We start from the raw sequence: 21,178 nt of genomic DNA on the forward strand, positions 1-21,178 counted from the left end.
GTCTTTGCACCGATATTAACCCTCAATGCAAAATATCCTCTTTTGCAAGACGAAAAGCCGGAATATCAACCTGTAACGGACAGTCAAACTCGATATCCTGCAACTCATAATGTCCTTGCATAAACCCAAGAGGCGTCGGAAAAATGGCACCTGAAGTGTAGCTGTAAGATTCACCGGGAGCGATCACCGGCTGCTGACCGACAACACCTTTCCCTTTCACTTCGTTGGCCTTGCCATTACCGTCAGTAACCACCCAGAAGCGGCTCTTAAGCTTCACACTGGTTCGGTTATTATTCGTTATTGTTACCCTATAGCTGAAAACATACTGATCACGCTCTTCAGTGGTGCCATGTTTAATAAACTTGGGTTCCACTTTCAGTTCAATCAGATCTGCTACTGCAGGCTTATCCGGATCATTTATTTCAGTCATGCTTACCCAACCTGTCCGCCAAACAATCACTTAACGCAACGACTTCCTGAAGGCTAAGAGTTTCAGGTCGTCGCTGAGGATCAATCCCAAGAGCTTCAATCTCAGAAACTTCTACCAGACCTTTCAGGTTGTTGCGCAGCGTTTTGCGGCGTTGAGCAAACGCAGTTCTTACGAGATTATCAAGACATTCTGCTGACTTTGCCGGATAAGGCAGCTCTTTATGAGGTGTCAAACGCACAATAGCGGAATCAACCTTAGGCATGGGGTCGAAGGCTTCCGGCGGCACAATAAACAAGGCCTCAACATCACAAAGGTACTGCGCCATAATGCCTAAACGCCCCCAGTCGTTCGTGGCAGGAGTAGCGGCCAAACGTTCAACCACCTCTTTTTGCAGCATAAAATGCATATCCTGAATATTCTGGCGCTGCTCTAACAGGTGAAAAATAAGGGGGGTCGAAATATTGTAAGGTAGATTACCGGCAACCCTAAGAGGCTGACCATCATCAATCAGTTCGGCGAAATCAAACTTCAACGCATCCGCCTGGTGGATATTAAAGCCGGGGGCATTAAAAAATTTCACCTTAAGTCCCGGAATTAAGTCACGGTCTAATTCGATGACATCAAGGCGCTCTGCCGATTCTAAAATAATCTCGGTCAGCGCCCCCATACCGGGGCCAATTTCAACCAAGTGCTGGCCTTTCTGCGGGGCGATACTGCGCACAATACGTCGAATAATACCTTCATCCTGAAGAAAGTTTTGTCCGAAGCGCTTACGGGCGCGGTGTTGCTGAGGCTTCTTAGCCATTAATTCCTCTCAGTTCTTCAGGTGTTATCGAGTTCTAGCATTTGCCATTAAGGCAGCATAACCTAATGCCGTCCATAGGCTACCTTCATGGGCATCGCCTGTGCCAGCAAGATCTAAAGCGGTGCCATGATCCACCGAAGTACGCACAATCGGCATGCCCAGCGTAATATTCGCTGCCCGACCAAAGCCAGCATGTTTTAAAACCGGTAAACCTTGATCGTGATACATCGCCAAGACTGCATCGGCATTTTTTAAATGGTGCTGCGCAAATAGCGTATCAGCGGGTAAAGGGCCTATTAGCGGGATTCCCTCTTGGGCTAAAGCCTTTAATGTTGGGATGATCACATCAAGCTCTTCCCGACCTAAATGCCCATCTTCACCGGCATGAGGGTTTAATCCGCAGACTAAGATTTTAGGCTGACGCAAACCAAAATCACGCTCTAATGCACGGTATAACACTCGGCTGACTCGGGTAATACGCTCAGGGGTAATCGCATCAGCCACCTCTTTTAATGGTAAGTGGGTTGTCACCAAGGCAACTCTCAGACCTTCTGTCGCCAACATCATAACCACTTGTTCTGTCTGTGTTCGTGCTTGCAAGAATTCGGTATGACCGGTGAAGGAAACCCCTGACTCATTGATAACGCCTTTATGAACCGGAGCCGTTACCATTCCTTGCCACTGGCCAGACAAACAGCCATCTGTGGCCATCTCTAAGGTCTTTAATACATAGGCTGCATTAGCTGCATTTAACTGTCCTGCTATTTCAGGCTCTGCCAAAGCCACAGGAATAACCGCTAGCTGACCTGACTGCATAACAGGCAAGGGTTCATTTGGCAAAACCTGTGTTAGTGCTATCTTCAGGCCAAGCTGTTCCGCTCGCCGTTGCAGTAAATCTGGGTCTGCAATAACCCCTAAGCGAAGTTCGCTGCAATCAACCTGGCTCCATGCTAAATACTCTTTAGCATGGCCCCAGTCCGCTGCAACTTTTAAAATAACATCCGGACCAATGCCCGATGGTTCACCTGCAGTAACAACCAGCGATTGACTCAAACCCAGAACCTCTTTCTGAATAAAGCTCTATCTAGCGAATCTCGATATAAGCAGCAGCTTTCTGCTCCCGCAGCCAGTTATCCAGCTCAGTATCGAACTTACGTTTGAACAGCTGCTGACGCGCCTGATCACGAGCAACCTGGTCGCCAATATCCTGGCTACGACGCCCTTCAACCCGAAGAATATGCCAGCCAAACTGCGAACGAAAAGCCGGACTGATGCCGTTCACCGATGTATTGCTGATAGCCGCTTCAAACTGAGGAACGTACTTACCAGGCTTAGCCCAACCCAGATTACCTCCTTCTCCTGCTGAGGCTTTATCATCGGAGTAAGTTAGCGCCAGCTCAGCAAAATCCTCTCCATTTTGGATACGCTGACGCAATTTATTGATCAGTACGCGGGCCTGAGCCTCGGTTCTCAGTGCTGTCGGCTTAATCAGTATATGGCGTGCCAGAGTTTCCGTTACCAGCTTTGTTGGTCCACCACGCTTCTCCAGTAAACGGATAATGTGGAAACCAGATGGACTCCGTAGCGGGACGGAGGTTTCATTAATACCCATAGCCGGTACCTGATCAGCTAAAATCACAGGTAACTCACTACCTCGTCGCCAGTCCATCTCCCCACCCTGCAGCGCATATTCATCATCAGAGAGGCGTATCGCCAGCTGGCTGAAATCAGCACCCTTTATCAGCTGCTGATAAATATCCTGAGCTTTCTCATCAGCATCAGCCACCTGTTGTGGTGTCGCTTTTTCAGGAATAGCCACTGTAATCTGCTGCAGACGGTAGTCAGTATTGCTAAGCTCTGTTTTCTCCTGAGCCAGAAAATTATCCACTTCCTGATCGGATATACGAATTCGTTCACCCACACGGCGTTGACGCAGTTGGCTTATCAGAAGCTCACGGCTTATCTGCTCCTGAACGCTACTAAATGGAACCCCCTGTCGCTCCAGCACCTGACGAAACTGCTGCAAAGTCATCTTATTTTGCCGGGCAACATTCGTCAGTGCATTGTTCAGCTCCACATCAGACACCCGCATACCGGATTCTTCTGCCTGCTGGGTCTGAATGGTATCCAAAATCAAGCGGTCTAATACCTGTCTGCGCAGCGTATCCCGTGATGGTGGTGCAATATTTCTCTGGCGCAAATTCTGATAAACAGAATCAAGCTTAGCTTCCAGCTCGGACTGCATCAGAGCCTCCTGATTGACAACAGCAACCACCTGATCCAAAGACTCTCGACTGGCCTGAGCAGGCAAGATCATACTTACACTGCAGATAGCGCCTATAAAAAATGCAATAAACTGTTTCATAAAATTCTCAATTGATATCACTAATAACCGGCACGAAAACCTGGAATAAACCCGGCAGCCCGCTTATAAGGCTCACCCTGACCAATACCACCAAAACCTTTCAGTAACAGCTCAATACGCACGCTATTATCAAAGGCCCCAGGGTCATCATAGTCATCACCTTTATAGTATTGGTGCCGAGCCAAGCGGACGGACCAACAACAACTCTCATACTCAACCCCGGCAATACGCTCCAGGTGTCGCCCTTGCTCAATATCCCTTCGAATAACGCCAAATGCTCTCCAGTTTGTGCTTAATGGCGCAATCAAACCGAGGTCTGCTGTTTCTTCATAAGACTCTCCACTACCTTCGGCACAGCTAAAATTCAGGCTGCAATCTGTATAGCTTTTAGTATGCCGTAATAGAAAAGACACTCCGGATGGGTGATTCCCTACAATCTTACTCTCTCTTTTTTCCAGAAAAAATAATGTGTTATCCGTATTCCATTGTGTGGAAACATCTAATGTCAGCCAGTCTAAAGGATAATAACTGACTGCAGCAACCAAAGGAGAGACCAGGCGGGTGTGCTGATAGTCAAGCTCAGACTGAGGGTCAGCCGAGAGAGTAACAGTACGCTCCTGAGCATAAAAAGCCTGCCCCAGAGAAAGATTTAGAACTTCGCGACCAGAAGTATCGTCGATAAATCGCGACGTAATACCCAGAGCGAGTTTTTGCAGATCTCCCTGCCGGTCAATCCCTGAGAAACGAGTGTCACGAAATAACTGGTTACGATCAAAATCATATTCAGAGGTATCAAAAAGAGGGATATCATGCTGATCCTCAGTCGGTGCGTAAACCAGTTTTACCCTAGGTTCTAAGGTTTGAATATACCCCTTACCGAAGGCGTCCATATCACGTTCAAAAAGAAGGCCGGAATCCAAAGCAAAGGTCGTGGTAAACCGTTGCTGACGATCACTGATATCATCGGGCTGACCTTCCAGAGCGTATTGGCTGTACCCTCCCCGAAGGTCCAGTTGGCTATAACCCCAAAGCGCATCTGCACGATAACTCAGATAGGGTTCCAGATGTGTTCGCTGGGCTGTCAGGTCACTCCCCCAGCTAATCTCACCGGTATTCGGGTTAACACTGCCGGTATAACCACTGCCATCATGAATATCCCTCTCAAACCAAACGGCCTGATTACGACTGCCATAACTTAAAGCAGCATTTCCTGACGCATAGTTTGCCTGCAACTCGGGTAATTTATAATACTCACGATCAGCGTCAGCAAGATCCGAATCAAGCTCCTGAAACCCCTGCAGCCGGGCAATATAATGCCAGTTTCCCTGCCGATACTGAGTTTCCGCTAATTGATCCAGCGCCTCGGTGTTAGCATCATCAAAGTTAGCCTCAAACGCATGAAAATAGTCATCATCAGAGGCATGGGCATAATCGATACGATAAATCCAATTATCAGCCAGATAGCCTTTCGCTTCGTAGGCAAATAGCTCACGCTTTTTATTCTCATAGAGAGGGTCTGACTCAAGAAAATCATACGTGATCATGCCGTAATGGTTTTCAGGTAAAAGGTAACGCCATTCCGTCCCCAAATGAGTCCCACGTTCCTGATACCAGTGTGGCGTTAAGGTCGCATCATAGTTTGGGGCCAGATTCAGATACAGGGACTGCTTATACTCCTCAACCCCCTCGCCACCAACTGAAAAAGCGGGCATCAGCAGGCCCGTATGTCGGCGGTCATCGATAGGAAACCTGAGATAGGGCCAATAGAAAACAGGAACATCAGCCAGTTCAAGACGAGCATGACGGGCAGTACCAAACCCGGATTCATGATCCAGTTCTATTTCTGAACCTACCAGTTGCCAGCTGTTATCTCCGGGAGTACAGGAGGTGTAGCTCCCATTATCAATAATAACTAAACCCTCATCGGTTCGATGCATACGCTGAGCAACCCCTCGGGCATTATTCTGAAAAATCAGATACTCAGCCTTTTTAAGGTCGAAGGTTTTAGTATTGTTATTCAGTATTCCTGACTGGCCATAGATCAGACCTGAAGACTGGCGAACAACAACGTGACCCGATGCCGATATCTGCGTTCGATCAGCACTAACCGTTGCCTGCTCGGCAGTTAAAAATCCATTTGCCGTATCAGCTTTAACATCACCTTCCAATATGACTTGGCCATCGGCTTCATAGCTGGCCTTTCTGGCTGTAATCTCATGATTAGGCTGAGCAATAATATCCGGATGGACGTACAGACCCTGACACATCCCTTTTGTCGATTTTCTTTGCTCAACCGTTAGCTGATGATAAGGCACCCAGTCCAGATAATAACCTTGCTGCTCGATGGGCTCAGCCGCCCGCAGCGGCGAAAGGGAGAGACCTATAGCCGATACAAACACACAACCTTTTACTGCCATCCGCACCTCAGGTATCAGAGGCTGCCCAGATAAAAAGGCAGAACGTACGGCAAGATCTGAAGATGAAGCTGACAATTTCAAACAAGATCCTTACTTAGAGTTGGTTTTCCGCATAGGCCGTTGGATGAAGCTAAAGGCGAAGTATTATAGCGACTTTAAATAGTCACGGCTTGCGGAGTTTACTTCATTGCCATCGGTAGCCCAACGGGCTCAGCTAAAAGCCGTTCTTTGCCGACGCCGCCCTTTAATTTTTCTGCCTGGGGCGATTCAGGGAAAATAATCAGAATACTAAGTGTTTACTATTGCTTAATAGCTAACTCAATTCTATGGGCAGCGGCAAGAGCATTTGACATAATACGATGCCAATAAGGAGACCCCATGAACGCACGCTATACTCAGCTTTGCCAATGGCTGACTCAAGTAACGAATATCAACCAGCCTGAGCTTGAGAAAGTTGCCGGTGACGCCAGCTTCCGTCGCTACTACCGTCTGCCTAAAAAAAACGGGCTCCACTCCGGCAAAGACACCTCTTATATCGTAATGGACGCACCGCCACCAGAAGAGGATTGCGCTCCGTTTGTCTGTATTGCGCAACATTGGTTCCAACAAAACGTCCGTGTCCCTGAAATTATTGCCCAGGATATTGAGCGAGGCTTCCTGCTTCTGGAGGATTTTGGCGATAACCAGTTACTCAGCAACCTGACATCAGATACTGCGGTTGCAGGCAGTCTGTACCAGGACGCCTTTGAGGCTTTAATCACGATTCAAAAAACAACCACGCCAGTACTCCCGAATTACAGCTATGAACTTCTGATGCAGGAGATGGAGCTGTTTAAGGAGTGGTTCTGCAAACAATGGTTATCGTTAGAGCTCAGTGAGAAAGAGATCAGCTTACTGGATCAGACCTTTGAGCACCTCTGTCACAGCGCACTGCAACAACCCCAGGTCCCCGTTCATCGGGATTACCACGCCCGAAACCTGATGCTTACGCCGGAAAACCATATCGGTATTATCGATTTTCAGGATGCCGTTCAGGGCCCAGTCACCTATGACCTGGTCTCGCTGTTAAAAGACTGTTATCTGCACTGGCCAGCCAGCGCCGTTAACCAATGGCGAAACCGTTATCTGCAAGAGGTTAAAGCCGAAGGTTTATTACCTCAGAGTTACCCTGAGGAGCAATTCCGGCAAGAATTCGATCTCATGGGCGCTCAACGCCATATCAAAGTACTGGGTATATTTTCCCGCCTCTGGTTACGGGATGGAAAAGCAGATTATCTGGACGATATACCACGCACGCTTCAGCACCTGTTAGAGGCAACCTGTGAATACCAGAGCCTGAGTCAATTCAACCAATGGCTGCTTGATCGCATTGTGCCAGCACTCAGTGAGAGACAACATAGATCACACAAAACACAGCTACCCGAGGAAAATACCTAGCATGCAAGCGATGATTCTGGCTGCAGGGCTGGGCAGCCGTATGCGCCCTCTGACCGATCACACACCTAAGCCTTTGCTCCCTGTGGCCGGAAAGCCTTTGCTGGAGTATCAGATTGAGCGCCTGGTTAATGCTGGCGTTGAATCTATTCTGATTAACGTCAGCTACCTTGCCAGCCAGATAGACGACTTTATCCACTCCCGGGACTGGCCTATTCCAATTAGCCTCTCCCATGAAAAGCACCCACTGGAAACCGCAGGGGGCATTCAGAAAGCACTTGAGCAGGGAAACCTTGACCCGGCTAAACCTATTCTCCTGATCAATGGTGATATCTGGTGTGATTACAACTTCAGTAAACTTTCTAAACTCCCCCCGCATTCCTCAGGCCACCTGATTCTGACCGACAACCCGAAGCATAACCCTGACGGTGACTTTTTACTGGCAGGCGATGGCACCGTACACCCGAAACAGGCTCAAGACTTATCCCTGGTTGACGCAATGATCCCCTTAACGTTTAGTGGTATTAGCTTGCTGGCTCCAGAGCTTATCCCTTCCAGCCAACAGCAGCCACCGCCATTGGCTCTGGGGCCAATATTAAGGTCTGCGGCAGAGTTGGGACTGATTACCGGGGAGCACTTCGAAGGTTACTGGCTGGATGTCGGCACACCCGAAAGGTTGCAGGAGCTGGAAGAAAAAATCCTTAAGGATAGGGAATAAACAACATGAAGTACCGATTTCCACTCTCATTAAAAATCACCGGCCTTCTGACTGGAATGCTGACCTGGGGATGGAAAGGAATGATCATAGGTTTTCTGCTTGGCTATCTGCTGGACAGAAAGCTGACGAAATATTTCAATGAAAACAAACAGCCGCCCTATGGCAAACGCTATCGCAGTAAAGATGAACAGCTCTTTTTTCAGATCACCTTCCAGATGCTGGGCTACTTGGCTAAAGCTAATGGCAAGGTTTCACAGCAGGAGATCAGCGTCACAGAGTACATCATGTCATCAATGGCGCTATCAGGGGATGAACGTCTGGCAGCTATTGCTGCATTCAACATAGGCAAAAACCAGCAGAGCCCTCCTAACCACCTTTTTAAACTGTTCAAAAAGCGATTTAGACATCGCACAGGTAAAAAAGCGGAATGGTTGCACTATCAGTTTCAACTTCTTTATGCCGAAGGTAGAGCAGAAATACAACGAGTGGAAACTCTTGGGATGAGTGCCTTTTATGCAGGCATATCACCGGAGCAGTTTCAAACACTGCGGCAACAATATAGGATGGCCTGGCAGGAAAGTCAGCGTCAATCCTATAACTCTTCATTTACCGGTAGTCGCTCATACAAAGCCGGTGCTGATAAAAGTCGTGAAAATAGCGAGCACAAATACCAATACAGGCATCAGGCCTTCAGCAACGACCAGTCCCCCGGGGCGGAGCTTGCGGCAGCTTATCAGTTGCTTGGGATATCACCTGACGCCGACTCTGCCAGCCTGAAGAAAGCCTTTCGCCAGAAAATATCCAAGGTACATCCGGACAAGCTGGCTGGCAGAAATGCCAGCCCAGAGGAGCAAACCCAAGCCAAAGAACTATCTCAGCAGCTGCAGTCCGCTTATCAGCGGATTAAAGAAAGCCGTATGGTTTTGTGACAGGCCGTCTTTAGACAATCTGCCTTTCACGACGATCAATAGCGCGAGCGCTCCATACGCTCCTCATACAATGAGCGAATTGGCCCTTTAATATACGAATCTTCAGGCTCTCGCTCATCCCCTTCAAACTGATACAGATAATCAAGCCAACCTCTCAGGGACTGCACAACCCGACGATCTTTCGCCTGCGTCTGGCCTGATTGCAATCCTACTCCCCCCAAGCGGGTCTGCCGGTAGTATGGATTACCTGACCGGCGGGCAAAATTTGCACGTTCTTCCGCAAAGAGCTTATCGAAACGATTATCATCGTAGTACAGATCCAGTATCGGTCTTTGCTGAGTCAGCAACAATGACGGAAGATCTACCTCAATATTGCGCTGGGGCATATGAGGCTGAATCATAACAACCGCTTGTTCCGGTGGTGCAGGATTATCTTTCAGGTAATCCATAATCCAGACAGCACCTACACCATACCCGACATAAACAACCTGTTCATACCCCTGGGTTTTCAGGTGAGATACTGCAGCCTGAATTCGGGCATCAATACGATCAGCAAGCGGCCCTTTATCCTCAACCGGCAAAAATGTTGGCTTAGGGGGTGGCCAATCAGCCTTAACACGTCCCTCCCCATCTTCGGTATCACCTAACTCGTCACCCTCTTCATCAGGTGCCGTTTCCGGTTCAACAACATCTGCCACACTCTCTTCATCAAGATCACCCTCAGCATCTGAAAGCTCTTCTTCATCTTCCTCGCTTTCAGGTATCCCGACCAAAATCTGGGTAGCCGGTAGCGTTCTCTCGGGAATTTCCGCCGGGCCAGGGCTTGGGATCGCAACCGAAAGCGTTGCCCAACCAAAGTCCGGCATCTGAGTCCGAACAGGGTTAACCACCATAGGCCAGTCAGGATGTCCGTCCTCCATATGAAGAATGACCAAGGCACCATGAGCTTTTGGCGTATTCTCAGGATGGTAGAGCGCTAAAAACTCTTCCTGATTTGCCGTCAGCTTCAACACCTCTCTTGGGTCGGCCTGCTGTGCCAATACCTCAAAACGGGTTTTCTCTGCATCGGGCACCACATAAGGCTTCGGCGGCTCCTTAGGTTTTGCCGGCTCCTCCTGAGCATCTTCACTATCAAAAGGCTCCTCTTCTGCCGCATAAGCAAAAGGGTTCAGAGCAAGAGATGCCAACCCCAGCATCAACAGACTGTAACGCAGAGCCTTAACAGGCTTTACCAGCCTGACTCCTGCCAGCTTTTCAGAGACGCCACCTATCCATCTCGATTGAACCATGCCTTTTTCCTGTTCCGCTATAATTCTCTAACAGTAACGCTGGCAATATCAGACACAGTCTGTGTAAAAAACAGGGTCGTCAGCCAACGATGATACCTGCAGTATAAATAACATCCTGACGATTAAGAACCCGCATCTCCAGCAAGGCAACAAAAAGACACGACATACAACATTGAATAAATGTTAAAGGATACAGCACGGGATACCACAAGATTGGCTGATAGCACTGACGATCACCTTTCGTTAAAATGACGCCACCTGAACCTCAGCCCTTCGGCTGGCCCGAATATTTAAGACCGATGAGAGTAACTGATGTCTGATTTCAAAATCGCACCGTCCATCCTATCCGCTGACTTTGCCCGCTTGGGTGAAGAAGTCGATAACGTTCTGGCCAGCGGTGCCGACGTGGTTCACTTTGATGTGATGGACAACCACTACGTTCCAAATCTGACGATCGGCCCCATGGTCTGTAAAGCCCTGCGCAACCACGGTGTTACCGCCCCCATCGATGTACACCTGATGGTCTCCCCGGTTGACCGCATGATCAGTGACTTTATCGATGCCGGTGCCAGCTGGATCACCTTCCACCCGGAAGCATCTGACCATATCGACCGCTCTCTCTCGATGATTCGCGATGGCGGCTGCAAATCCGGTCTTGTTTTTAACCCAGCCACACCACTGCATTATCTGGACTACGTACTGGATAAAGTCGATATGATTCTTTTGATGTCGGTAAACCCAGGTTTTGGCGGTCAAAAGTTTATCCCCGGCACATTGGATAAACTGCGTCAGGCACGAAAAATCATCGACGACAGCGGTTACGATATCCGCCTTGAAATCGACGGCGGCGTGGGAATCCAGAATATTCGCGAGATCGCCGAAGCCGGTGCCGACACCTTTGTTGCCGGTTCTGCCATCTTCAACACCGATGATTACAAAGCCACCATCGATGCGATGCGTGCCGAGCTTGCCAAAGTCGAGCGTTAACTACCGGCAGATAAAAGGCATTCGATTGAGTGCCTTTTTACATTTGTACTATCAGGCTAATCAACACATAGGCAACCCCATGCACCCTCTACTCTCTGATATTCAGCTGCTCGCTTTTGATCTGGATGGCACTCTGATCGATTCCGTACCGGATTTAGCTGACGCAGTTGATCAAATGCTTATCGAGCTGGATCGCCCTAGGGCAGGTCAAGACAAGGTGCGCAGCTGGGTCGGTCAGGGCGCTATAGTACTGGTCAAGCGGGCACTGGCAGATGGCCTGAAGATCGACCAGATTGACGAAACCTCAGATCTGTTTATGCAGGCCTATGCAACCTTTTTAACAGTCTACGATGCCAATAAAGGTGCAAAAACCCGCTGCTATGCCGGTATTTTTGAACTACTGAACGCCGTAAAAAAAGCACAAATTCCCATGGCGCTGATCACAAATAAACCTTACTGCTTTGTGCCGGAGATTCTTGAACAACTGAATCTGGGCCACTATTTTGATCTGGTTTTAGGTGGTGATTCTCTCGAAGAGAAAAAACCATCGCCCCTGCCACTCCTGTTCGCTGCAGAACAACTGAAAGCCGAGCCCACCCGAAGCCTTATGATCGGAGACTCAATTACCGATATCTCTGCCGGGCAAAAAGCCAGCTTTAAAACCGTTGCTGTCCGATATGGTTATGACCATGGATTACCAGTAGACCAATGTGGGGCTGATCTTGTAGTTGATTCATTAGCTGAGCTGGTATAACTTAGGCGCTTTAATAGCAAGAATATATAGTTTATCAAGCTGTTAGCGCGTCTGGTTATATAAGTGCTGCAGACACCCAACATTAACATCCTCTATAAAACGGGCCTGATATGTTTCCTGACAAATCACTGGGATTGATGCGCGAGGTAAAACGCTGGCGATGGTGAAGCTCACTCTGCGTGTGTTAGTGCCACTCTTTTTTGCAGAGTTCAGGCCTGCCATACCGCTGCTTTCACAGATATTCGTTTGCGCTTTATTTCCCATTTATACCGTGACAGGAAGACAAAATCATGACCCCGGAACGCTTCTCTGAGCTGGCCGAGCAAGGCTACAACCGCATCCCTCTGGTACGTGAAGTACTGGCTGACCTCGACACACCATTAAGCACCTACCTGAAACTAGCTGACCAGCCCTACAGCTATCTGCTGGAATCCGTTGAAGGTGGAGAGAAATGGGGCCGTTATTCCATTATTGGCCTGCCCTGCCAACGCCGTCTTCAGGTTCGGGGCCACGAGGTCACGCTATATGAAGGCAGTGCGGTTCTGGAACAGAGTCACCAGGATGCCCCCCTGACTTATATCGAAGATTTCCAGAAACGCTTCTCTGTGCCGGAACTGGATAACCTGCCACTGTTTACCGGCGGCCTTGTGGGTTACTTCGGTTACGACACCGTGCGTTATGTGGAAAAGCGCTTGGTCAACATCCCGGAAAATGATCCTATCGACGTACCGGATATTCTGCTGCTGATCTCAGAGGAGGTTGTTGTTTTCGACAACCTCAGTGGCAAGTTGTACCTGATTGTTCACGCCAACACAGAACATAAGCGCCCGCTGGAAAAAGCTCGCCAGCGCCTGAATGAGCTAGAGCGCCAGCTGCGCTCACTTGCCGTTTCCTCCTATAGTGTCGGCACAGGTAGAACGACACTGGAAAGCGATTTTAAATCCGGTTTTACCGAAGAAAAATTCAAAGAAGCGGTCAGCAAAATCAAAGAGTACGTACTGGCCGGCGACATTATGCAATGCGTTATTTCTCAGCGTATGTCGACCCCTTTTGAAGCTCAACCGCTGGAGCTGTACCGCGCCCTGCGTTGCCTTAATCCATCACCTTATATGTTTTTCTTCAACCTGGATGACTTTCACGTCGTTGGTTCCTCACCGGAAATCCTAGCGCGCGTAGAAGACAACCTGGTCACGGTTCGCCCTATTGCAGGCACCCGTAAACGCGGAGCCACAGAAGCTGAAGATAAGGCTCTGGAAGAGGAGCTGCTGGCCGATCCAAAAGAACTGGCGGAGCACCTGATGCTGATCGATCTGGGCCGCAATGATGTCGGTCGCATCGCCCAAACCGGCAGTGTCACGCTGACCGATAAGATGGTGATAGAGCGATACTCCCATGTGATGCATATCGTTTCCAGCGTCACCGGCCAGCTAAAAGAAGACATGAGCGCCATGGATGTACTGAAGGCCACGCTGCCAGCTGGTACGTTAAGCGGCGCGCCTAAAGTCCGGGCGATGGAAATCATCGACGAGATGGAACCGGTGAAACGGGGTGTCTATGGCGGTGCAGTGGGTTACCTCTCCTGGAATGGCAATATGGATACGGCCATTGCGATCCGTACCGCTGTAATCAAAGATCAGATACTGCACATTCAGGCAGGAGCTGGTGTCGTAGCAGACTCCGAACCGCGTTTAGAGTGGAAAGAGACCATGAACAAAGGCCGAGCAATCTTTAAAGCTGTTGCAATGGCAGAAAAAGGGTTGGACAACCCGGAGTAGTACCCGTCATACAGGGGTACGGCCGGAGCCAACAGCCAAAATTGCTCTTAACGCCTTTAAGATTGATATTAAAAGCAACTTATTCAAAGACTTAAGATAATTCTGACTACCAATAGGTAGCCAGAATACAGGTACAGACCATGCTGTTAATGATCGATAACTACGACTCTTTCACCTATAACGTCGTGCAATACTTTGCCGAACTCGGTGCCGATGTTCAGGTGTACCGGAACGACGAAATTACCATCGAACAGATCGAGGCCCTAAAGCCAGATCATCTGGTGATCTCACCGGGGCCCTGCACCCCGAATGAAGCGGGTATATCCGTGGCGGCGATTAAACACTTCGCCGGAAAACTACCGATTCTTGGAATCTGCCTGGGCCATCAGAGTATCGGCCAGGCCTTTGGCGGTAAGGTGGTTCGTGCCAAGGAAGTTATGCATGGAAAAACCTCCCCCGTTCACCATATCAATGATGGCGTTTTTGGCGGTCTGGATAATCCGTTCCAGGCCACCCGCTACCACTCTCTGGTGGTGGAGCGAGACAGTCTGCCGGAGTGCCTAGAGGTCACGGCCTGGGTGAATAACGAGGATGGCACTCCCGATGAGATTATGGGCTTACGCCATAAAACCCTGCCGATCGAAGGTGTGCAGTTCCACCCGGAATCCATTCTGACCGAGCACGGTCACGATATGCTGCAGAACTTTCTGAATCAGAAGCTGTAACAGAACCACTGGGTTAATCATTTTATTTTAATAGACAAAAGCAGCCCGAAGAGGCTGCTATGAAGCTGACAGTAACACGGCTTATTTAAGTGTCATCAGCATTGCTGACCGCATAAAGAAGCCACGCTATTACAGGACCCTGGAACATGAATATTCAAGATGCCCTGAACAAGGTAGTGGAGAAATTAGACCTGAGTCGTGACGAGATGCGGGATGTCATGCGCCAGATCATGACCGGTCAGTGTACCGATGCTCAGATCGGAGGCTTTCTCGTCGCACTACGGATGAAAAGCGAAAGCATTGAAGAACTTACCGCCGCAGTAGAGGTTATGCGTGAGCTGGCAACGCCCGTTAAACTCGACATCCCTAATGCTGTCGATACCTGCGGTACCGGCGGTGATGGCTCAAACCTGTTTAATGTATCCACCGCCTCTGCTTTTGTTATTGCCGCCGCTGGAGGTCATGTTGCCAAACATGGCAATCGCTCTGTCTCCTCCTCCAGTGGCAGCTCTGATCTACTGGAATCCGCAGGTATTAACCTGAACCTGGAACCTGAGCAGATCGGGCGGGCCATCAGCGAGGTCGGTGTTGGTTTTATGTTTGCTCCTAATCATCATAGCGCCATGAAGTATGCCATCGGCCCGCGCAAAGAGCTGGGTATGCGCACTCTGTTTAATATGCTTGGCCCCATGACGAATCCGGCTGGCGTAAAACATCAGGTCATCGGTGTTTTTACCGAAACACTCTGCCGCCCGATGGCCGAAGTGCTTAAGACCCTTGGCAGCAAGCATGTCCTTGTCGTGCACGCAAAAGATGGCTTAGATGAGTTCTCTCTCGCCACCAGCACCCATGTAGCTGAGCTTAAAAATAATGAGGTAACTGAGTATAAAGTTACGCCGGAAGATGTAGGCCTATCCAGTCAAAGCCTGGTTGGTCTGGATATTGAAAGTTCAGAAGACTCTCTTCACCTAATCAACGGCGCGCTGGGTAAACAAAGCACAGAGACCGCGGAAAAAGCAGCCGATATGATCGCTCTTAACGCTGGTGCAGCGCTTTATGCCGCAGATATAGCGGACAACCTGAAAGAGGGCGTTGCCATGGCTCAGGATGCGATAGCCAGCGGTCTTGCCGGTGAAAAAATGAAAGAGCTGGCCAGCTTTACCCACGTTTTTACAAATAACCCGTCGTTGTAAATTAATTATCCAAAGCGATCTCAGGAGACCTCCTTTGAACACCCCGACTATTCTGAAAAAAATTGTTGATCGTAAATGGGAAGAGATCAAAGCACGAAAGCAGGATATCTCACTAGAAGCTATGCGGGATCTGGCTTTTGCTAATAAAGATGCCCCGAGAGGCTTTGCTGACGCTCTGGCCCGAAATCTGAAAGCCGGTCGCTCAGCTGTCATTGCCGAGATCAAAAAAGCTTCCCCCAGTAAAGGCGTCCTGAGAGAAGATTTTCACCCGGCAGATATCGCCATCAGTTATGAAGAGGGCGGCGCCAGCTGCCTGTCAATTCTAACCGACCATGATTTCTTTCAGGGCCATGAGGATTATCTGAAAGAGGGCCGGGCCGCCTGTAATTTACCGGTCATCCGTAAAGACTTTATTGTCGACCCGTATCAGGTGTTTGAAGCCCGTGCGATCGGTGCGGACTGCATTCTGCTGATTGCCGCCTGCCTGGATGATGACACCCTACGGGAGCTCAATCTCCTGGCCCATGAACTGGATATGGATGTACTGATTGAGGTCCACGATGAGGAGGAGCTTATGCGTGCGCTAAAACTCCCCAACCGACTGATCGGCATTAATAACCGAAACCTTCACACCTTTGATGTCAGCCTTCAGACCACCTTTGATCTGCTGGAGAAAATCCCTGAGGATCGTATTGTTGTCACTGAAAGCGGCATTCTGAAAAAAGCAGATGTCGAAGCGATGCGCAGCCATAACGTTAATAGCTTCCTTGTTGGGGAAGCCTTTATGCGCACTGACAATCCGGGTGAGACATTAGCAGAATTTTTTGCCTGACCCTTGTTGAGTCGTAACAGGCTTAGCCATAATAATGTTGGTGAGAGCGATCGCATAGACAGATAATGCGATGTTATTTTGACTGCAATCTCCCCCCACTGCGGTTCATACTTGGGCCGCTACACCCTCTAAAGTACGACTTAATCCCGCACCCAAAAGGGCACCGATAATTAATTCGGCACCGTCTAACGTGACCGCAGTTAATAAGAGGCCTATTGACCCATTCCAACGTGCTACACCATAAGGCGCACAGCCTTGAGGGTTACTCTAAAAGGAACAAGCAAAGCCGCATCTACTGGCCAGTTTGCTTTTGCTGAGAGACGTGCCACCGCAATACCCTCCCCTCGCAGGACAAATACTCCGCCGATTCATAATAGTGATTTCTACTGCAAGACCAGAATTTTCCATTAATTTCTCAGTACTTATGCCATATTTTACAATTAATCTGCCTGCTTCCACCATCTGATTTAGGAAAAGAATAAATGACGTAATGATTATTTACTGACTTGAGACAATGCTTAATTTCATTGAAATATCTGATAATGGAAAAAGGATATTTATAGCTGCCAGTGATTATCTATTCTGATAAATAGGCGTATTTATGCTATTATTTATTGATGTTTTCAGATTGAATCTTTAAAAAAGATTAAATACTGAAAATAAAAGCACCTTATTGGGAAAGGACGTTAACAATGACTTTTAAATTTCCAACTGCTTATACCATACTTTTTTTATTAATTGCTTTAGTTGCTGCAGGTACTTGGATTGTACCTGCGGGGAAGTATGACCGAGTTGAAAGCGTGGCCCTGGGAAAAGAAGTGCCTGTTCCGGGGACATATCAGCAAGTTGAGGCTAACCCTCAAGGGGCCGTTGATGTACTTCTTGCGCCGGTTGCTGGTTTTTATGATCCAGACAGTTACGAAGCAGCGGCGATTGATGTGGCTTTGTTCGTATTGATTATTGGTGGCTTCTTAGGTGTGGTAACAAATACCGGGGCTATTGATACCGGCATCTCACGAGCGATGGTGAAATTTAAAGGTCGTGAAAAATGGATGATTCCCATTTTGATGGCGCTATTTGCACTGGGTGGTAGTACCTATGGTATGGCAGAAGAGTCATTAGCTTTTTATGCATTGCTTATCCCTATTATGATCGCAGCGGGTTATGACTCTTTAGTGGCAGCGGCTGTCATTCTTTTAGGTGCGGGGATTGGTTGCCTTGGTTCTACCATTAATCCATTTGCAACCGTTATCGCCGCCAATGCAGCAGACATTCCTTTTACACAAGGTATTGGCTTACGGTTTTTCATCTTGGTTAGTGGCTGGTTGGCATGCGTTATTTATGTGATGCGCTATGCCGAAAAAATTAATAAAGATCCCTCTCTCTCTATTGTTGCCGATCATAAAAATGAAATTGAAGCGCAATTCAGTAAAGAAATTCATGTTGATGATGAATCGATCTTAACGATTCCTCATAAAATTGTGTTGGTGATTTTTGCCTTAACTTTTGCCGTCATGATTTGGGGAGTATCAAGCCAAGGCTGGTGGATGGCAAAAATGGGGGCACTCTTTATTGCGTCTTCTATTTTAATCGGTTTTGTGACTCGAATGGGAGAAAAAAGTTTTACTGAAGTCTTTATTAATGGTGCTCGAGATCTATTAGGTGTCGCTATTATTATCGGTATTGCACGCGGTATCGTTGTGGTCATGGATGCCGGCAATATGACAGATACTATTTTGCACCTAGGTGAAGAAAAACTAAGTGGATTATCGTCAATAATTTTTATTAATGCGATGTTTGGTATTGAAATTATCATGTCATTTTTTGTGCCTTCTTCATCCGGATTGGCTGTATTGAGTATGCCAATTATGGCGCCATTAGCCGATTTTTCTGGTGTGGGTCGGGAATTAGTCGTAACGGCCTTTCAGTCTGCTAATGGTTTAGTGAATTTATTTAATCCTACTTTTGCTGTGGTAATGGGTGGACTGGCTATTGCTAAAGTTCCATATGAAAGATGGTTACGTTTCGTTTGGCCGTTATTGTTAATTCTTTGCCTAATTATTATGGGTTCTCTTAGTGTTGCGGCATTCATTGCATAAACAATGTTTTGATCATAATTTATTAGCCTCTTTTTATTTATATTTTTGCGTAGCAATGAGGCTTTTTTACATCATAAGGACACGAAAATGATTGAGTTTGGCGTTCATTCTGAAGTAGGAAAATTGCGTAAAGTCATCGTATGTCAGCCAGGGCTTGCCCATTCACGCCTGACACCAGGTAATGCAGCTGAATTATTATATGACGATGTATTATGGGTACAGCAGGCTCGCACAGACCATATGGACTTTTGCATGAAAATGGAAAGTCGAGGAGTACAGGTACTTGAGTTTGGCCAGTTATTAAAAGAAACAGTGCAAAACAAAGAGGCGAGAGCTTGGATTCTAAATCGGCGCATTAATGAAAACCAAGTCGGTGTAGGTATGCTGAACGAGTTACACAGTTGGCTTGATGGTATGCCTGCCGAGCAATTGGCTATGTATTTAATCGGTGGTATTGCATCGCATGAATTACCATTTAAGCCTCACGGCATGTTTGGTAATTACCTTGGAAATGATGGTTTTGTTATCCCTCCATTGCCTAATACACAGTTTACTCGCGATAACAGTAGCTGGATTTATAATGGGGTGACGGTCAACCCTATGTATTGGCCAGCTCGTAAACCAGAAACATTATTAGTCACTGCAATTTATAAATTTCACCCAGCTTTTGCTCCAGCGTTTAATAATGGTGATTTTAAAATTTGGTGGGGTGATCCAGACCAAGACCATGGCCCAGCAACCGCTGAAGGCGGAGATGTTATGGCGTGGGGCAATGGCAGTGTACTGATAGGAATGGGGGAGCGCACTTCACCTCAAGCCGTTGGGCAAATTGCAAAAAAATTATTTGAAGAAGGTGCGGCGACTCGAGTGGTTGCCTGTCAAATGCCACGATCACGTGCAGCCATGCATTTAGATACGGTGTTTAGTCACTGCGATCGAGATGTCGTTACTGCTTTTACTGATGTCTGTGATGAAATTGAATGTTATAGCCTAAGACCGAGTGATAACGCTGATAAAATTGACTTCCGTAAAGAAAATAAACACCTGTTTGATGTCGCAGCAGAATGTTTAGGCATTAAAAAACTTAATGTCGTGCAAACTGGCGGTGATAGTTATCAAAAAGAACGAGAACAATGGGACGACGGTAACAATGTAGTGGCATTAGAACCAGGTGTTGTTGTTGCTTATGACCGTAATACATATACCAATACTTTGTTACGTAAAGCAGGTGTAGAAGTTATTACCGTTAGTGGTTCTGAATTAGGTCGAGGACGCGGTGGCGGTCATTGTATGACATGTCCGGTCTGGCGTGATCCTGTTGAATATTAAAGACCAAATATTAATTTCATCCATATAGGAATTATTTTAATCAACTGAATTCTATCACTATTATTCAGTTGATTTATTCAAGGAATTTACAGATGGCATTTAATTTACGTAATAGAAATTTTCTTAAACTATTAGATTTTAATCAGCGTGATGTAGTTTTTTTATTAGATTTGGCTCGAGACCTAAAACGCGCAAAATACACAGGTATGGAACAACAGGGGTTAAAAGGTAAAAATATTTGTTTGATCTTTGAAAAATCCTCGACTCGTACTATGTGTGCATTTGAAGTGGCTTCTTTTGATCAAGGCGCACAGGTGACTTATTTAGGACCATCGGGTTCACAAATCGGTAAAAAAGAGTCTATGAAAGATACGGCCCGTGTACTGGGCCGTATGTTTGATGCAATTGAATATAGAGGTTTTGGCCAAGAAATTGTTGAAGAGCTAGCTAAATACGCTGGCGTACCTGTATACAACGGATTGACGGATGAATTCCACCCAACTCAAATGCTGGCTGATTTGTTAACCATGCGAGAGAGCAGTGGTAAAGCACTAAGTGAAATCAGTTACGCCTTTGTGGGTGATGCTCATTCAAATATGGGTCATTCATTGATGATCGCAGGTTGTTTAATGGGAATGGATGTACGTATTGCCGCTCCTAAATCATTATGGCCAAGCGAAGCGTTTTTAAAACCAGCCCGCGAGTTAGAAAAACGCTACGGCGCAAAGCTCACCATTACAGAAGACCCTAAAGAAGCGGTTAAAGGATGTGATTTTATTCACACAGACGTTTGGGTTTCTATGGGAGAGCCAGATTCTGTTTGGGAAGAGCGGATCAAACTGCTAACGCCTTACCGAGTAGACAGTAAATTAATGGAGGCAACAGGCAATAGTGCTACTAAATTTATGCATTGCCTACCTGCTTTCCATAACCGCGATACGGATGTAGGTGAAGAAATCTTTCAAAAATTTGGTATTACTGAAATGGAAGTGTCTGAAGATGTGTTTGAGTCTGTTGCTGGCATTCAGTTCGATCAGGCAGAGAATCGCTTGCATACGATTAAAGCGATGCTTGTGGCAACGCTTGGTAATTAAACA

General features: G+C 47.5%; 18 protein-coding genes. 12 read left to right on the plus strand and 6 right to left on the minus strand.

Annotated features, from left to right (window positions below; all coding sequences use genetic code 11):
- Positions 1 to 22 precede the first annotated feature (22 nt).
- From apaG to ACN0R8_RS08915, 5 genes are read right to left on the minus strand one after another with little or no spacing between them, the layout of a single operon-like run.
- Complete coding sequence (gene apaG, locus ACN0R8_RS08895; protein ID WP_417596720.1) at positions 23 to 430, minus strand: Co2+/Mg2+ efflux protein ApaG; 408 nt, start codon at positions 428 to 430, stop codon at positions 23 to 25.
- Entirely contained in the window at positions 423 to 1,235 is an 813-nt protein-coding gene (gene rsmA, locus ACN0R8_RS08900) for a 16S rRNA (adenine(1518)-N(6)/adenine(1519)-N(6))-dimethyltransferase RsmA (protein WP_417596721.1), read from the minus strand. Before rsmA ends, apaG begins: the two co-directional genes overlap by 8 nt.
- Positions 1,236 to 1,259: 24 nt before the next feature.
- A complete protein-coding gene (pdxA, locus tag ACN0R8_RS08905) occupies positions 1,260 to 2,288 on the minus strand; it encodes a 4-hydroxythreonine-4-phosphate dehydrogenase PdxA (protein ID WP_417596722.1) in 1,029 nt (342 codons plus the stop codon).
- Positions 2,289 to 2,319: 31 nt separating this feature from the next.
- Complete coding sequence (locus ACN0R8_RS08910; protein ID WP_417596723.1) at positions 2,320 to 3,600, minus strand: peptidylprolyl isomerase; 1,281 nt, start codon at positions 3,598 to 3,600, stop codon at positions 2,320 to 2,322.
- A 20-nt stretch (positions 3,601 to 3,620) separates the two neighbouring features.
- Entirely contained in the window at positions 3,621 to 6,017 is a 2,397-nt protein-coding gene (locus ACN0R8_RS08915) for an LPS-assembly protein LptD (protein ID WP_417596724.1), read from the minus strand.
- Positions 6,018 to 6,395: 378 nt separating this feature from the next.
- Between ACN0R8_RS08915 and ACN0R8_RS08920 the strand changes: the two genes are divergently transcribed.
- Genes ACN0R8_RS08920 through djlA form a run of 3 tightly spaced genes read left to right on the plus strand, consistent with a single transcriptional unit; the run spans position 6,396 to position 9,098 of the window.
- Positions 6,396 to 7,454, plus strand: coding sequence for an aminoglycoside phosphotransferase family protein (locus ACN0R8_RS08920; protein ID WP_417596725.1), 1,059 nt, complete (start codon positions 6,396 to 6,398; stop codon positions 7,452 to 7,454).
- A gap of 1 nt (position 7,455) precedes the next feature.
- Complete coding sequence (locus ACN0R8_RS08925) at positions 7,456 to 8,169, plus strand: nucleotidyltransferase family protein (RefSeq protein WP_417596726.1); 714 nt, start codon at positions 7,456 to 7,458, stop codon at positions 8,167 to 8,169.
- A gap of 5 nt (positions 8,170 to 8,174) precedes the next feature.
- Positions 8,175 to 9,098 carry a co-chaperone DjlA gene (djlA, locus tag ACN0R8_RS08930; RefSeq protein WP_417596727.1) on the plus strand — a complete coding sequence of 308 codons (924 nt, stop codon included), beginning with the start codon at positions 8,175 to 8,177 and terminating at the stop codon, positions 9,096 to 9,098.
- Between the two features lie 35 nt (positions 9,099 to 9,133).
- Here the strand turns inward: djlA and ACN0R8_RS08935 are convergent, their stop codons facing one another.
- Positions 9,134 to 10,387 (minus strand): DUF3530 family protein, encoded by a 1,254-nt coding sequence (locus ACN0R8_RS08935; protein ID WP_417596728.1) that lies wholly within the window; start codon positions 10,385 to 10,387, stop codon positions 9,134 to 9,136.
- A gap of 312 nt (positions 10,388 to 10,699) precedes the next feature.
- Between ACN0R8_RS08935 and rpe the strand changes: the two genes are divergently transcribed.
- From rpe to argF, 9 genes are all read left to right on the plus strand, one after another.
- Positions 10,700 to 11,374: a ribulose-phosphate 3-epimerase gene (rpe, locus tag ACN0R8_RS08940; RefSeq protein WP_417596729.1), complete on the plus strand. Its 675-nt coding sequence runs from the start codon at positions 10,700 to 10,702 to the stop codon at positions 11,372 to 11,374.
- Positions 11,375 to 11,399: 25 nt separating this feature from the next.
- Positions 11,400 to 12,128 carry a phosphoglycolate phosphatase gene (locus ACN0R8_RS08945; protein ID WP_417596730.1) on the plus strand — a complete coding sequence of 243 codons (729 nt, stop codon included), beginning with the start codon at positions 11,400 to 11,402 and terminating at the stop codon, positions 12,126 to 12,128.
- Between the two features lie 290 nt (positions 12,129 to 12,418).
- Positions 12,419 to 13,903, plus strand: a complete 1,485-nt coding sequence (trpE, locus tag ACN0R8_RS08950; protein WP_417596731.1) for an anthranilate synthase component I — start codon at positions 12,419 to 12,421, stop codon at positions 13,901 to 13,903.
- A 140-nt stretch (positions 13,904 to 14,043) separates the two neighbouring features.
- On the plus strand, positions 14,044 to 14,628 hold the full coding sequence (locus ACN0R8_RS08955) for an anthranilate synthase component II (protein WP_417596732.1): 585 nt from the start codon (positions 14,044 to 14,046) through the stop codon (positions 14,626 to 14,628).
- 146 nt (positions 14,629 to 14,774) lie between these two features.
- Positions 14,775 to 15,821, plus strand: coding sequence for an anthranilate phosphoribosyltransferase (gene trpD / locus ACN0R8_RS08960; RefSeq protein WP_417596733.1), 1,047 nt, complete (start codon positions 14,775 to 14,777; stop codon positions 15,819 to 15,821).
- 34 nt (positions 15,822 to 15,855) lie between these two features.
- Complete coding sequence (gene trpC / locus ACN0R8_RS08965) at positions 15,856 to 16,653, plus strand: indole-3-glycerol phosphate synthase TrpC (RefSeq protein ID WP_417596734.1); 798 nt, start codon at positions 15,856 to 15,858, stop codon at positions 16,651 to 16,653.
- Between the two features lie 692 nt (positions 16,654 to 17,345).
- Positions 17,346 to 18,752, plus strand: a complete 1,407-nt coding sequence (locus ACN0R8_RS08970; RefSeq protein WP_417596735.1) for a YfcC family protein — start codon at positions 17,346 to 17,348, stop codon at positions 18,750 to 18,752.
- An 87-nt stretch (positions 18,753 to 18,839) separates the two neighbouring features.
- Positions 18,840 to 20,081, plus strand: a complete 1,242-nt coding sequence (locus ACN0R8_RS08975; protein ID WP_417596736.1) for an arginine deiminase — start codon at positions 18,840 to 18,842, stop codon at positions 20,079 to 20,081.
- Positions 20,082 to 20,173: 92 nt separating this feature from the next.
- Positions 20,174 to 21,175, plus strand: a complete 1,002-nt coding sequence (gene argF, locus ACN0R8_RS08980; RefSeq protein WP_417596737.1) for an ornithine carbamoyltransferase — start codon at positions 20,174 to 20,176, stop codon at positions 21,173 to 21,175.
- The last annotated feature ends 3 nt before the right edge of the window (positions 21,176 to 21,178 follow it).

The sequence above is a fragment of the Oceanospirillum sp. genome, assembly GCF_048265165.1.
GTDB lineage: Bacteria > Pseudomonadota > Gammaproteobacteria > Pseudomonadales > Halomonadaceae > Oceanospirillum.

Bases quoted from the DNA above. Each gene is read 5' to 3' on its own strand.
- apaG (WP_417596720.1), bottom strand. From the start codon at position 430: ATGACTGAAATAAATGATCCGGATAAGCCTGCAGTAGCAGATCTGATT.
- rsmA (WP_417596721.1), bottom strand. From the start codon at position 1,235: ATGGCTAAGAAGCCTCAGCAACACCGCGCCCGTAAGCGCTTCGGACAA.
- ACN0R8_RS08910 (WP_417596723.1), bottom strand. From the start codon at position 3,600: ATGAAACAGTTTATTGCATTTTTTATAGGCGCTATCTGCAGTGTAAGT.
- ACN0R8_RS08915 (WP_417596724.1), bottom strand. From the start codon at position 6,017: ATGGCAGTAAAAGGTTGTGTGTTTGTATCGGCTATAGGTCTCTCCCTT.
- ACN0R8_RS08920 (WP_417596725.1), top strand. From the start codon at position 6,396: ATGAACGCACGCTATACTCAGCTTTGCCAATGGCTGACTCAAGTAACG.
- ACN0R8_RS08925 (WP_417596726.1), top strand. From the start codon at position 7,456: ATGCAAGCGATGATTCTGGCTGCAGGGCTGGGCAGCCGTATGCGCCCT.
- djlA (WP_417596727.1), top strand. From the start codon at position 8,175: ATGAAGTACCGATTTCCACTCTCATTAAAAATCACCGGCCTTCTGACT.
- ACN0R8_RS08935 (WP_417596728.1), bottom strand. From the start codon at position 10,387: ATGGTTCAATCGAGATGGATAGGTGGCGTCTCTGAAAAGCTGGCAGGA.
- rpe (WP_417596729.1), top strand. From the start codon at position 10,700: ATGTCTGATTTCAAAATCGCACCGTCCATCCTATCCGCTGACTTTGCC.
- trpE (WP_417596731.1), top strand. From the start codon at position 12,419: ATGACCCCGGAACGCTTCTCTGAGCTGGCCGAGCAAGGCTACAACCGC.
- ACN0R8_RS08955 (WP_417596732.1), top strand. From the start codon at position 14,044: ATGCTGTTAATGATCGATAACTACGACTCTTTCACCTATAACGTCGTG.
- trpD (WP_417596733.1), top strand. From the start codon at position 14,775: ATGAATATTCAAGATGCCCTGAACAAGGTAGTGGAGAAATTAGACCTG.
- ACN0R8_RS08970 (WP_417596735.1), top strand. From the start codon at position 17,346: ATGACTTTTAAATTTCCAACTGCTTATACCATACTTTTTTTATTAATT.
- ACN0R8_RS08975 (WP_417596736.1), top strand. From the start codon at position 18,840: ATGATTGAGTTTGGCGTTCATTCTGAAGTAGGAAAATTGCGTAAAGTC.
- argF (WP_417596737.1), top strand. From the start codon at position 20,174: ATGGCATTTAATTTACGTAATAGAAATTTTCTTAAACTATTAGATTTT.